At 50.4% G+C, this 13,207-nt stretch carries 10 protein-coding genes; 8 read left to right on the forward strand and 2 right to left on the reverse strand.

From position 1 onward, the window contains the following. Nucleotides 1–43: 43 nt before the first annotated feature. Complete coding sequence (gene whiA / locus BN4314_RS06345; protein ID WP_068540326.1) at nucleotides 44–985, reverse strand: DNA-binding protein WhiA; 942 nt, start codon at nucleotides 983–985, stop codon at nucleotides 44–46. Nucleotides 986–1,004: 19 nt separating this feature from the next. After that, complete coding sequence (gene rapZ, locus BN4314_RS06350) at nucleotides 1,005–1,946, reverse strand: RNase adapter RapZ (protein ID WP_068540327.1); 942 nt, start codon at nucleotides 1,944–1,946, stop codon at nucleotides 1,005–1,007. Nucleotides 1,947–2,228: 282 nt separating this feature from the next. Here rapZ and gap point away from each other — a divergent pair, with 282 nt between their 5' ends. The 8 genes from gap (at nucleotide 2,229) to aspS (ending at nucleotide 13,182) form a co-directional block, all read left to right on the forward strand. Beyond that, complete coding sequence (gene gap / locus BN4314_RS06355) at nucleotides 2,229–3,254, forward strand: type I glyceraldehyde-3-phosphate dehydrogenase (RefSeq protein WP_021625730.1); 1,026 nt, start codon at nucleotides 2,229–2,231, stop codon at nucleotides 3,252–3,254. A 137-nt stretch (nucleotides 3,255–3,391) separates the two neighbouring features. Beyond that, on the forward strand, nucleotides 3,392–4,585 hold the full coding sequence (locus BN4314_RS06360) for a phosphoglycerate kinase (RefSeq protein WP_068540329.1): 1,194 nt from the start codon (nucleotides 3,392–3,394) through the stop codon (nucleotides 4,583–4,585). Next, nucleotides 4,578–5,342, forward strand: a complete 765-nt coding sequence (gene tpiA / locus BN4314_RS06365) for a triose-phosphate isomerase (RefSeq protein ID WP_068540331.1) — start codon at nucleotides 4,578–4,580, stop codon at nucleotides 5,340–5,342. The genes BN4314_RS06360 and tpiA overlap by 8 nt, the downstream gene beginning before the upstream one ends. A gap of 373 nt (nucleotides 5,343–5,715) precedes the next feature. Next, the gene (locus tag BN4314_RS06375) at nucleotides 5,716–7,134 is read left to right on the forward strand and encodes an efflux RND transporter periplasmic adaptor subunit (RefSeq protein ID WP_068540335.1); all 1,419 of its coding nucleotides are present in this window, start codon (nucleotides 5,716–5,718) and stop codon (nucleotides 7,132–7,134) included. Beyond that, on the forward strand, nucleotides 7,131–8,069 hold the full coding sequence (locus BN4314_RS06380; protein WP_269746751.1) for an ABC transporter ATP-binding protein: 939 nt from the start codon (nucleotides 7,131–7,133) through the stop codon (nucleotides 8,067–8,069). The genes BN4314_RS06375 and BN4314_RS06380 overlap by 4 nt, the downstream gene beginning before the upstream one ends. Before the next feature lie 17 nt (nucleotides 8,070–8,086). After that, nucleotides 8,087–9,913 (forward strand): hypothetical protein, encoded by a 1,827-nt coding sequence (locus tag BN4314_RS06385; protein WP_068540337.1) that lies wholly within the window; start codon nucleotides 8,087–8,089, stop codon nucleotides 9,911–9,913. Nucleotides 9,914–9,921: 8 nt separating this feature from the next. Further along, nucleotides 9,922–11,214: an ABC transporter permease gene (locus tag BN4314_RS06390; protein WP_068540339.1), complete on the forward strand. Its 1,293-nt coding sequence runs from the start codon at nucleotides 9,922–9,924 to the stop codon at nucleotides 11,212–11,214. Between the two features lie 171 nt (nucleotides 11,215–11,385). Further along, on the forward strand, nucleotides 11,386–13,182 hold the full coding sequence (gene aspS, locus BN4314_RS06395) for an aspartate--tRNA ligase (protein ID WP_068540341.1): 1,797 nt from the start codon (nucleotides 11,386–11,388) through the stop codon (nucleotides 13,180–13,182). Nucleotides 13,183–13,207 lie beyond the last annotated feature (25 nt).

The following is a 13,207-nucleotide window of genomic DNA, read 5'->3' on the forward strand; positions in this document are numbered from 1 at the left end:
GAGCGTCGTGGGTCTTAAGCGCGCTACGGATCTCCTTATCGATTTAGCTTTGCTTGTGGCTACGCTCATCGAGAAAAGCAGCAAGACGGAGAGCACGATGATGCATAGCAGATTTGCCGACTGGCGGATTGCAGAGCTTGCCCAAAGACGCTAACGATAGCTCGGGATGCATTCGTCGCAGCAAGCAGAACTCGCGTAGCGCAGGTGGCAAAACTCGAAGGCCAACTTCGCGTTCTGCTCGATCTACCAGGGCTTGTTGTGTGGCTGCAGCTCCTGTGGAACGTGCTTGATTGGCAATTTCGGCATTTACGCGACGATTAACATCGTTTTTAAGTGTCTTTACCTGGCGTACTTGTGACACTGCCAAGGCAGAGCGCTTGGCGCCAATTACTCGCAGCATTGAAGCGACACCTTCAAAGCTTTTTAGATACACCACATACGACCCGCGTCTGTGGTTTACACGGGCATCGACTCCCAAGTTAGTAGCGAGCTCACGCACTTCTTCGGCGAGGCGTTCACCCGAAAGTGCAATCTCCAAATGGAAATCTCCTCGCGGATCAGACACAAAACCACCAGCCATGAACGCGCCGCGCAAATACGCCTCCTGACAGCAGCGCTTTTTGACGAGTTTTGGTGGAATGCCTGACGCAAGTCCGCGTCCTGGTAACAAAATACCTAGCTGAATGAGTGCGTCTTCCAGCTCTGCTTGATTGCGAATTTCAATCAAAAAATTATGCGCGCGGTGTAGATTGGAGCGACGTACCGTCAGCGGTGTCTCCAAGTCAAATAAGTTGTGTGACAGACGGATCATCGTGCGTGCTACGGCACCTGTTTCGGTGGCCACGCGCAACGACCAGCTGCCCGATCCGTGAAATGAGAGCGTGCCGCAAACGCGCATAATGGCCGAGAGCTCAGCATATGCGCAGTCAGGACAGCTACCATCCACGCGAGAAAGTTCATCTTTGACCTGAGCTGTAAATGACATAAGCTAGCCTGACTGCGGACTAATGTGCGTCGGACTCGCCTTTGCGGAACACGGCGAGCTTGAGATCACGGTGGGAGAGCGTCACATTGTATGTGCGCTCCTTGAGGTAGGCAGCAGTATAGTTGGCAATAGCGACGCTACGATGCTGACCACCAGTGCAACCAATTGCAATGGATAGTGTTGGCTTGCCTTCGGCTACATAACCTGGCATGACGACATCCAGTAGATGCTCCCACGCCTTGGTAAATTCGCGCGTTACAGGGTGATCGAGCACATATGTTGCGACACGTTCGTCATTACCTGTGAGATTGCGCATTTCAGGGTCATAAAATGGATTGGGCAAGAAACGCACGTCAATAAGCAAATCCGCCTCTGTTGGCAAGCCATGCTTAAATCCAAAGGAAAACACATGCACATCCATGAGCTGCTGTTCGCTTACATGCGAGAAGTTACGACGGATGCGGCCGCGCAAAGTTGAGGTGCGCATGCGACTGGTATCTATCACGAGGTCGGCGCGGTTGCGAACCTCTTGGAGCTGCGTGCGTTCACGACGTATTGCGTTTTCGATACCCTCACCAGAAATTTGTAAAGGGTGACGGCGGCGATTTTCATCATAGCGGCGACAAAGTACTTCGTCTGAGCTATCCAGAAAGATTATTTTGTAGCTGATTTCGTGGTCATCAAGTTCCCTGAGTGCATCAAAGAGATCTTCAAACAGTCCCTGGCTACGCAAGTCGCAGGTCACAGCTAAGTGACGACCTGTTGCAGAATTAATACCCACAATATGCGCGAGTTGCAAAATAAGTCCAGGCGGTAGATTGTCAATGCAGTAGTAGCCCATATCTTCAAAAGCATGCATCGCCTGAGTGCGTCCCGACCCTGACATGCCTGTGATAATCGCAACATCAGATACCGTAGCATCTTCGGCTGCTTTGCGCATTTCGCGGTCTTTGGCTGTCATGATGTCTCCTTTGCAACTCTTATCTAATCCTAGCGCAGATGAGCTCACTCGGCCTCACAACAGCTTGAGAAGTCTGCATAGTAGAGAAAAACATCGTAATGTGAGATTGATTCCACATCTACTAACCGTAATAGCTCACTTTTTATACTAAACACTGATTTTTTCTAAGAACTCGTTATTTCGATGGGTTTAGACTCCATTTTTTGGGTAGAATTTAAAGAGTAATCGACTAGGTCTTGTTTCAGGGATAGGCTCTGAAGAGGCCTTGCGAAAGGAGACAGCATGGCAGTTAAGGTTGCTATCAACGGCTTTGGACGTATCGGCCGTCTGGCTTTTCGTCAGATGTTTGGTCACGAGGGCTCCGAGATCGTTGCCATCAACGACCTCACTTCTCCCGACATGCTTGCGTATCTGCTGAAATATGATTCTACTCAGGGCAACTATAGCCGCGACCACAAGGTCGAGGCTACTGAGGATGCTATCGTTGTCGATGGCAAGAAGATTACCATTTACAAGGAGGCTGACGCTAACAACCTTCCTTGGGGCGAACTCGGCGTTGACGTTGTCCTCGAGTGCACCGGTTTCTACACCTCTAAGGCAAAGGCACAGGCCCATATCAATGCTGGTGCCAAGAAGGTCGTCATCTCTGCTCCTGCAGGCAATGACCTTCCCACCATTGTCTTTAATGTCAACCATGAGCAGCTGACCGCTGATGACAATATCATCTCTGCAGCTTCTTGCACCACCAACTGCCTCGCTCCCATGGCAAAGGGTCTCAATGACTTTGCTCCTATCGTCTCGGGCATTATGACCACCATCCACGCCTTCACCGGCGATCAGATGCCTCTTGATGGTCCTCAGCGCAAGGGCAACTTCCGTCGTAGCCGTGCTTGCTCCGAGAACATCGTTCCCAACTCCACGGGTGCTGCAAAGGCTATCGGCTTGGTTCTCCCTGAGCTCAACGGCAAGCTCATTGGCGCAGCTCAGCGCGTCCCGACGCCCACTGGCTCCCTCACCAACCTCTACGCTGTCGTTGACAAGACCGTCACCGTTGACGAGGTTAACGCTGCCATGAAGGCTTATGCCGAGACCATCCCTGAGACCTTTGCTTACAACACCGATGACATCGTTTCTCGCGATATTGTTGGTGAGACCCATGGTTCCATCTTTGATGCTACTCAAACCATGGTTCAGGACCTTGGCAATGGCCAGAGCCTCGTTCAGGTTACCTCTTGGTATGACAACGAGAACTCCTACACCTCCCAGATGGTCCGCACCATCAAGTACTTCGAGAAGTTCGTCGCCTAGTCGACGCGCTCCCCTTGGTTGCAATGGGCGCGGTGCAGCTTTCGGGCCGCTCCGCGCCCTTTTTTTAAGAGGAAATATTGGATGTGCATCCAAGCCCTTACAGGGCTTTAGTCGCACCAGTACAAAAAGGAGCATCTATGGCATTTACCAAGAAGACCGTCCGTGACATTGATGTCAAGGGCAAGAAAGTTCTGATGCGTGTTGATTTCAACGTGCCTCTCAAGGATGGTGTTGTCACCGATGACACCCGCGTTCGTGCTGCAATTCCTACCATTAAGTATCTCAAGGAGCAGGGTGCTGGCATTATTTTGATGAGTCACCTTGGTCGTCCCAAGGGAGACGGTCCTGAGCCTGAGCTTTCGCTCAAGCCTGCAGCTGACAAGTTGGCCGAGCTTACGGGCTTTGATGTCAAGTTTGTTCCTGATACCTATGGTGATGAAGCTGCAGCAGCGTGCGAAGAGGTCAAGCCAGGTGACATCATTGTTCTTGAGAATGTTCGCTTCCTCAAGGCTGAGAAGAAAAATGACCCCGAGGTTGCAAAGAAGCTTGCCTCCTACGCTGACATCTTTGTTCTCGATGCGTTTGGTACGGCTCATCGTGCACAGGGTTCCGTCGTTGGCCCAGCTGCTTATCTGCCTGCTGTCGCCGGCTTCCTGCTTGAGAAAGAGGTTGATACTCTGACCTCCATCTTTGCTGATCCCGAGCGTCCCTTTGTTGCTATCGTTGGTGGATCTAAGGTTTCCTCCAAGATTGGCGTTCTTGACCACCTGATTGACTCTGCCGATACGCTCATCATCGGTGGTGGTATGGCGTATACCTTCTTCCTTGCCAAGGGTTATAAGACCGTTGGTACTTCTTTGAAAGAGCTTGATTGGGTTGAGCCTGCAGCCAAGATGCTGAAGAAGGCCGAAGCCAAGGGCTGCAAGATTTTGCTTCCTATCGATAATGTCGTTGCCGACCATTTTGGCGAAGACGCAACGGGCGAAATTGTTCCTTCTGATGCTATTCCCGAAGATCGCATGGGCATGGATATTGGTCCCAAGACTATTGAGCTGTACTGCGATGCTGTTAAGGCTGCAAAAACCGTCTTTTGGAATGGCCCCATGGGCGTCTTTGAGATGGATCAGTTTGCAAAGGGCACCGAGGCTGTTGCTCGCGCCATTGCAGATTCTGATTGCACATCTATCATCGGTGGCGGCGATTCCGTGGCTGCTATTAACAAGTTCAACCTTGCTGACAAGATGAGCTGGATTTCCACGGGCGGCGGCGCCTCGATGGAGCTCGTTGAAGGCAAGGCTCTTCCTGGAGTGGAGGCGCTTCTCGATGCGTAAAAGGATGATTGCTGGCAACTGGAAAATGAATATGACCTACAACGAGGGCGTTGTCCTCGCACAAGGTCTTGCTCGCGAGCTCGAGGGTGGTACGGGCGACGTAGACGTGGTCGTTTGCCCCCCTGCGGTTGATCTCAAAGGTGTTTCTGAGGTCATTGAGCACGAGTCTGCTCCCTTTGCTCTTGGTGGACAGAATGTCTACTGGGAAGAGAAGGGTGCCTATACGGGAGAGACCGCTCCCAATATGCTGGAGGCTGTTGGCGCTACCTACTGCATCATTGGTCACTCTGAGCGTCGTGGTTACTTTGGTGAGACCGATGAGGATATCAATCGCAAGGCCAAGGCACTGATGGCTCACAATATTGTGCCTATCAGCTGCTGTGGTGAGTCTCTTGAGATCCGCGAGGCTGGCACCCACGTTGCCTTCGTTGTTGACCAGATTAAAAAGGACACCGAGGGTCTCGAGATTACTGATCCCTCCAAGTATGTCATTGCTTATGAGCCTATCTGGGCCATCGGTACGGGCAAAACTGCTACTGCTGATGATGCTCAGGAAGTTTGTGGTGCAATTCGCGAGACCTTGACCGAGATCTTTGGCAAGGAAATTGCTGATGGTATCCGCATTCTCTATGGTGGTTCCGCAAAGCCCGACAACGTTGCTGGCTTCTTGGAGAAGCAAGACGTTGATGGTGCGCTCGTTGGCGGCGCATCCCTTAAGGCTGATAGCTTTGCTGCTATGGTTAAGGCTGCAATGTAAGGAGCATTGTGCTTGCATCTAGCGCTGCCCAGTAGCGCCGCTTGTCTTGCATGCATAGTGTTGCATGGTGGTATCCAAGCCTCGTTGCCTTGTGCGGCGAGGCTTTTTTGTGTTGCTTATCATGTATGGATGTCCGGCTATTTTGCGTTCTAAGGTAGATGCACAAAAAAGCTCACGCTTCATCCCATGTTGGTATGCGCCCTGCTCGCCAAAGAAATTGCTTGCAACAATCATAAGCTAACATTAACTTTTCTTAATACCAGCCCTTTTATTACAAACCGGGACACGTTCGCCGACTAAAAGCCTTGCCACAAACTCAAGGACACTTTAGCATCTAACAGGGAAGATGCGGGTATGGAGAATGAGGCACATCATGGATTTGGGAAAGACTACTAACCATGGTTTGGGTGGTTTGAAAAACCTGCCACGTAAACGACTTGCTACCATCATTGCGGTAGCGGCCGTGTTGGTATTAGCGGTGATATTTTTTGTGGTGCGCTCATGTGCGGGCGCGCCAGGAGATGCAGTCTATGTGCAGCCAGTTGCAAATGTCAACATTGCTGCCGCCGATGCCCAAGTAGGACGCTATTCGGGTGTTGTTGAATCAGCGGGATCACAAAAGGTAAGTTTTGACAACGAGCGCACTCTTGACAAGGTTTCTGTCAAAGTGGGCGATCATGTCAAAGCAGGGCAGGTGCTTTTTAGCTATGACACAACTTCCCTCAAGCTCACAGCTGAAAAAACTCAGATTGAAATAGACCGTCTGGACCAGACCATTGCAAATAGTAGTGAGCAAATCAGCCAGCTCCAAAAGCAGGCAAATAATTCCTCGGGTGATGAGCGTCTTGATGCGCTTGCACAAATTGGACAACTTCAGGCTGATATTGCTCAAGCCCAATACGACAAGAAAACCAAAACAGCCGAGCTTGAGCGTCTCCAGGCAAGCATCAAAGATCCTTCAGTCAAAGCTGAAATTGCCGGCACCATTGAGAAAATCGATATGAACGTTATTTCTGGATCGGGCCAGAATAACGGTGATGCAACTCCTACTGCAGACGAAGGCAGTGATGATAACGGTGGCAGCGGATCAGCTAGTGGTGACAGCGCTTTTATCACTATTCTTGCAGATGGTGATTTTCGTGTAAAAACTGTTGCCAATGAGCAGGGCATTGGCTCTATTTCCAATGGCATGGAAGTTATCGTGCGCTCTCGTGTGGATACTACCCAGACTTGGAAGGGTAAGGTTGGCAGTATTGATTCCAAGCCTCAAAAGAGTAATGAAAATGAAGGCATGGAGGGCGGCAATGGAGGCGAAGCTTCCAAGTACAGCTTTTACGTTAATCTCAGCGTTTCAAAGGGTTTAATGCTGGGCCAGCATGTGACGGTTGAGCCCGACCAGGGCCAGGCAAGCAACCTCAAAGGCATCTGGATTGATACGGGCTGGATTGTGACAGAAGGCGACAAGTCCTTTGTGTGGGTAACTGATCACGAGGGAGGCAAGCTCACTCGCCGAGAAATCAAGATTGGTGAGAAGAACGATGAGCTTGCAGCTGTGCAAGTACGTGAAGGCTTGAGCAACAGTGATTTTATTGCTTGGCCAGCTGATAATTGCAAAGAAGGTGCTCCCACAACAACCGAGATGGTTATTCCTGAGCCGGGTGACGGGCAGGACGCTGGTGGCAGCTCCGAGCAGGGAGGCGGACAAAACAACCCTGGGCAAAACGGTAATGGTAGTGAAGAGCCTTCGGTAACGCCTTATGCTGGTTCTGCTGCAGATGGTGATGACAAATGAGCGCGGCACATCTCTCAACGCGCATTTTAGCAACGGGTGAGCACAGCCAAAAGTCGCATAAACTTTCAGCTTTGCCGACCATAGGCTCCGGCTCTACTTTAAAGCCTCTTGAGACGGGTGATTTGGCGCCAACGACAAAGGCGGTTTTGCCCGTAAATTTGCCGGTTATTAACGCCAACAATCAGGCAGACGACCTTGAAGACACCAATTCTTTGCGCATTAAGCAGGCTGAATCAGAGTCATTGACGTTATCGGGGGAGCATCTGCTTGACCTTCGTGATGTCTATAAGACATACGGCGTTGGCGAGATGGAAGTACCCGTCTTGCACAATATCAATCTGACGGTGGATGATGGTGAATACGTAGCTATTATGGGCCCTTCTGGCTCGGGCAAGTCTACCCTCATGAATATCATCGGCTGTCTCGACGTGGTAACAAAGGGTACGTATTTACTTGATGGCACAGATGTTTCTAATCTTAGTGATGATGCGCAGGCGCAGGTTCGCAATCGCACCATTGGCTTCGTCTTTCAAAATTTCAATTTGATGCCGCGCGAAACTGCTGTAGAAAATGTTGCACTACCCATGATATATGCAGGTATCGGCCGCGCGGAGCGACGCGAGCGTGCTTACAAGGCGCTTGAACGCGTAGGTCTTGCCGATCGTGCAGAGTTTTTGCCAACCAAACTTTCTGGTGGCCAGTGCCAGCGTGTAGCTATTGCACGTGCCATTGTGATGCATCCTCGTCTGTTACTTGCTGATGAGCCAACAGGGGCCCTGGATTCAGTTTCGGGAAAGCAAGTTATGGAACTTTTTGCCGAACTTAATGCCTCGGGTATGGCTGTTGTGATGATTACTCATGATCCTACTATTGCCGATCATGCCCAAAGGATTTGTCATATAGTCGATGGTCAACTTGCGGATGGTGCGCTATGAGCGGAAAACGGCAACCAATGACAAAACAAAAGCGTATCCTCACCATCACGGGCGTTGTGGTACTCATTTGCGCGTTGATAGTAGGCGTCATTCTTCTTATTCGTAACTTTACTCGCAAACCCGTTGAGGTGTTTCCTGTCTCAAATATCAACAATGGCATGGTCGATGACGGCGGTACCTTATCTGGTCAAGTCGCTCAGGGTGACGTTCAGACACTCAAGCTTTTGGAGGCCCCTCTTGAATCCATCAAGGTCAAGGAGGGGAGCAAAGTTAAGGTTGGCGATGTGCTGGCAACCTTTGATATGACGCAGGTTAAACTCACCAAGCTGTCGCACAAAGCACGCCTAGGCGCCGTCGAAAGTGAACTTCGTCGAGCAAAACGTGAACTCGCGCGTGTATCCAATTTGACGCCTGCTCCCGAAGATGGTGGGGGCGACGGCGGTGGTGGCGGCGGCGAGGAGCCAAGGGTTAAAAGGATAGATCACGGTGAGCTGCCTTTTGTAGATAAACTAACTCCCAAGAGTAAGTCTGCTACCGAAGGGAAAAACGTAGAGTACTACGTCGAGGCTACAGGTGGTGCGAGCCTGTACGATTTACTTTACTTTGTAAAGCCAGACACAGTGATTAGCTCTGACTTTCTTAAGATGCTTAAAGAGCAAAACAAAACTTGTGAATTGCGCCTCTTTACTATTGGAGATGACAAGAAGCCCGTCCGTTGCGGTAGCTGGGTTTTGGTAGGTTCTCTGCTGCCTGCAGAGACTGCTGATAGCTCGAGCCAAACTGAAGAGGATACGGGTACTGGTACAGGCACGGGCACGGGTACAGGCACTGAAGATAGCGGTACAGGTGCAGATGAGGGTTCTGCTTCTGAAAATACTAACAATGAGTCCACACCTGGTGCTCAAAAAAATGATGCATATGCTGACTGGCGTGCGGGTGCAGGTATTATTGGTAAGGATGGCAAGACTCTAGAAGAAAACCCCAAGGTTGTGCGCAACTGCGGCGTTTTTGTTTCTATGCAGCCCCTTGTTTACGAACGTTTTGAAGAAGTTCCACTGGAAGATGACAATAACGACGATGTTGAGGCACCCGAAGAGCAGTCTTATACGCGCGAGCAAATCGACAACATGATTCGCGAGCAAAAGAAGGCTGTTGAAACTGCAAGTTTGGATGTGCGTGAGGCTCGTATCGCTGTTCAGCAGGATGAACTTGTCAATGATAAGGGCGAAGTACAGGCAAAAATCGCGGGTACGGTGACCAAGGTTGCTGACCCCAAAAAGATCCGTAAAGGGGACACCTTGCTTTCGGTACAGGGCAAGGCAGCATATAGCGTGACGATTTATGTTGATGAGCTTTCGCGCAACTCTATCCAAATAGGTGATACCTATCGCATCAATACGTATCAGTCTGGTGCTTCGGGTATAGCTCATGTCAAAAAAGTTGGTACGGTACCCGCACCAAGCGGACAGTATGCCTCGGGCAATCCGTCCAATACGTTTTATCCGGTAACTTGCGAAGTCACCGAACTCGATGACCCCTCTATGAGTTTTGAGGTGGGCGAGGGCTGCGATGCGAGGAAGTCTACGGACGAAGATGAGGGCGATATTATCAGCCTAGACAAAATGTACATCCGAAATGATAAGGATGGTTACTACGTAATGGCTGCAAATCCGCAGGGTAGGCTCGAACGTCGCGGCATAAAGGTTGGACGGATTTACTGGGGCAGCATCATTGAGGTCAAGGATGGTTTGACACAAGATGACAAAATTGCATTCCCCTATGGTCGAGATGTAGTTGAGGGTGCGCCGACCAAAGAAGTCGATAGCCCCAGTATGGACTTTTAGGGGGAGCCATGATTGAAAATCTGCGCATTTCCCTTCGGGGCATTTGGTCGCACAAGCTTCGTAGTTTGCTTACTATGCTTGGTATTATTATCGGTATTGCGGCGATTATCTCGATTGTCTCCACTATTGAAGGTACTAACGAGCAGATCAAGCGCAATCTCGTAGGTTCTGGTACGAATGCCGTTGCGGTTATAGCGACTCTTGATGGTAATTCACTGGAATATGGTATTGATAATCCTCCCGTGGGCACTCCTATGCTTGACGAGGATGTTAAGCAGGAGCTTACTGGTATTGACGGTGCCACCCGTGCGGCTTTTTATCGCAAATTGAACTACGCTCCTAACGTATATTTCCTCAATACCTCGCTGGACTCGGCTGCAATTGCAGGCATTGACGAAGATTATCTCGAGACAGCAGGTCTGTCTGTTATTGCAGGGCGTGGCATCACTGCTCATGATATGAGTGGCCAACGTATTTGCTTGATTGACAAATCAGTGGTCCGTGCAGCTTTTAATGGGGTTAATCCTTTGGGAAAAACAATTGATATTGCGGGCGAGCCTTTTGTAGTTGCTGGTGTTGTTGCCCCAACGTCGCGTTTTGAGCCAACCATCGAAAACATATCTGATTACTACATGTATGAAAATACAGGTGGTGGAACAATTTATATCCCCAATACACTGTGGCCCACTATTTCTAAGTATGACGTGCCGATGTCTGCCTTGGTGCGCGCTGCCTCGACCGATGATATGGGCAAGGTGGGCAAGAAGGCTGCGGATCTGCTTAACAAAAAAATTGGTGCCAATACCCAAGCCAGTCCCAAGGAACAAGACGAGAAAAGCGGGAGCGGTAGCGGACTGAGCTATCAAGCAGTAGATGTAACCGAGCAGACCCAAAAGCTGCAGCAGTTGGCGAGTTCAACTAATGCCATGCTTATTGGCGTTGCTTCGATTTCGCTCATTGTTGGCGGTATTGGTGTTATGAACATCATGTTGGTTTCGGTTACCGAGCGTACACGAGAGATTGGACTGAAGAAGGCCTTGGGCGCGCGTCGCCGTACCATCCTGATACAATTTTTGACTGAAGCGGTCATGCTGTCAGGTATTGGTGGCTTGTTTGGCGTGATTGTAGGCTTTATTTTGTCGCATGTAATTTCGGCACTCGCGGGGCTGCCTGTGGTGATTAGTGTACCAGCAGTCTTGGTAGCTGTGGCATTTTCAATGGTGGTGGGTGTGGTCTTTGGCATCATGCCATCGATGAAAGCAGCTCGCCTGAGCCCCATTGATGCTCTCCGCTATGAGTAGTGTCTACGAGATATATTTTTGTGAGTAGGGTTGGAATGCGCACTTGTCGCGATTCTTCTGTGTCTACGCTGCTACCATGAGAGTCCGTGCTTTACAGTGCAGTCTACGCTGTAGGGCCGTCTGCTGATCTGCGTCCGTACGGCACGGGGCGCGAGAGACGAGAGGATTTTGATGAGCAAATTTAGCATGCATACTCACAGCTGTGGCGAGTTACGTCGCGAGAACATTGGCGAGCAGGTTACCCTTACGGGCTGGGTGTGGCACCGCCGTGACCATGGTGGCATGGTTTTTATTGATTTGCGCGACCGTGAGGGTTTGACGCAAATATCTTTTGATCCTGACCACGCTGATGGTGTGCCTTTTCATGTGGCCGAGAAGGTTCGTCTTGAGTGGCCTGTTTTAGTGCGTGGCGTTGTGCGTAGTCGCGGTACCATGGCAAATCCCAATCTTGCCACGGGCGATATCGAAATTCTTGTCGATGAGATGCAGGTGCTGAACTCTTCGCAGACGCCCCCTTTCCCCATTGAGGATGATGGTGATACCGCTGAAGACATTCGTCTGCGTTACCGTTACCTTGATATTCGTCGTCCAGTAATGACAAAAAATTTGCGCTTGCGTTCAGATTTTGCCTTTGCGGTTCGTGAGGCTTTCCATAAGCATGATTTTGTTGAGGTTGAGACGCCTGCGCTCTTCAAATCGACGCCTGAGGGAGCTCGAGATTTTCTTGTACCCAGCCGTACTCAGGCGGGCCACTTTTATGCGCTGCCTCAATCGCCGCAGCTACTCAAGCAGCTGCTCATGGTGGGTGGCATTGAGCGCTACTACCAAGTAGCAAAGTGTTTCCGTGATGAAGATTTGCGTGCTGACCGCCAGCCCGAATTTACCCAAATCGATGTTGAAATGAGTTTTGTCGAGCAAAACGATGTGATGGGCTTGGCTGAAGAGGTGATGCATGATGCACTAGCGGCAGTGGGTGTTGATTTACCTCTGCCTATGCGTCGCATTTCTTATTGGGATGCTATGGACACATATGGCTCCGACAAGCCTGACACTCGTTTTGGCATGGAAATTCATGATGTAACGAGCATCTTTGCAAACTGTAAGTTCAAAGTCTTTTCATCTGCTGCAAATGCAGAAGGGGAGTACGTTAAGTGCATTAATGCCAAAGGTGCGGGTTCTTGGGCGCGCTCTAAAATTGACAAGCTCGAGCCCATTGCACGGAGCTTTGGTGCAAAAGGTCTTGCCTGGGTTGCCTTCCGTCCTGACGGTACGGTAAATAGTCCGGTTGCAAAATTCTTCTCGGATGAGGAAATCGCGGCGCTTAAGGCCGAGATGGACGTTGCAGCTGGTGACTTAATTTTGTTTGCAGCAACCAAGCGTCTAGAAGCCGATGAGATTTTGGGTGGCATCCGTACTCATATGGCAGCTGCGTTGGAGTTGCCTCGCGAGGGTCACGATTTCCTTTGGGTTGTCGATTTCCCGCTCTTTCACTGGGATGAGGATCGTCAGGCCTACGCTGCTGAGCATCAGCCCTTTACTCAGCCCCTTGAAGAGGATGTTGAGCGTCTGGATAGCGATCCTCTGTCTGTTGGCTCTCATACCTTTGACTTTGTCATGGATGGGTTTGAGGCTGGCGGTGGTGGCATGCGTATTCATAATGCCGAGCTGCAAATGCGTATTCTCAAGATGCTGGGCTTTACCGAGGAACGTGCACGCGAGCAGTTTGGCTTTTTGATGGAAGCTTTGACCTTTGGTGCGCCTCCTATGGGCGGCTTTGCTTTGGGTCTCGATCGTGTGTGCATGCTGCTTGCGGGCGCCGATTCAATTCGTGAGGTTATGGCCTTCCCCAAGACGACTTCAGGATCTGACCTCATGAGCGCTGCTCCAAGCATTGTGGGTGAGCGCCAGCTGTCTGAGCTTGGGCTGGAAGTTTTACCGAAGGCCAAAGAAGAAGAGCTACAACAGTAATTCGTATGATATAAGGAGGAGCGGA

The organism is Olegusella massiliensis, assembly GCF_900078545.1.
Taxonomy (GTDB): domain Bacteria; phylum Actinomycetota; class Coriobacteriia; order Coriobacteriales; family Atopobiaceae; genus Olegusella; species Olegusella massiliensis.

Bases quoted from the DNA above. Each gene is read 5' to 3' on its own strand.
- whiA (WP_068540326.1), bottom strand. From the start codon at position 985: ATGTCATTTACAGCTCAGGTCAAAGATGAACTTTCTCGCGTGGATGGT.
- rapZ (WP_068540327.1), bottom strand. From the start codon at position 1,946: ATGACAGCCAAAGACCGCGAAATGCGCAAAGCAGCCGAAGATGCTACG.
- gap (WP_021625730.1), top strand. From the start codon at position 2,229: ATGGCAGTTAAGGTTGCTATCAACGGCTTTGGACGTATCGGCCGTCTG.
- BN4314_RS06360 (WP_068540329.1), top strand. From the start codon at position 3,392: ATGGCATTTACCAAGAAGACCGTCCGTGACATTGATGTCAAGGGCAAG.
- tpiA (WP_068540331.1), top strand. From the start codon at position 4,578: ATGCGTAAAAGGATGATTGCTGGCAACTGGAAAATGAATATGACCTAC.
- BN4314_RS06375 (WP_068540335.1), top strand. From the start codon at position 5,716: ATGGATTTGGGAAAGACTACTAACCATGGTTTGGGTGGTTTGAAAAAC.
- BN4314_RS06380 (WP_269746751.1), top strand. From the start codon at position 7,131: ATGAGCGCGGCACATCTCTCAACGCGCATTTTAGCAACGGGTGAGCAC.
- BN4314_RS06385 (WP_068540337.1), top strand. From the start codon at position 8,087: ATGACAAAACAAAAGCGTATCCTCACCATCACGGGCGTTGTGGTACTC.
- BN4314_RS06390 (WP_068540339.1), top strand. From the start codon at position 9,922: ATGATTGAAAATCTGCGCATTTCCCTTCGGGGCATTTGGTCGCACAAG.
- aspS (WP_068540341.1), top strand. From the start codon at position 11,386: ATGAGCAAATTTAGCATGCATACTCACAGCTGTGGCGAGTTACGTCGC.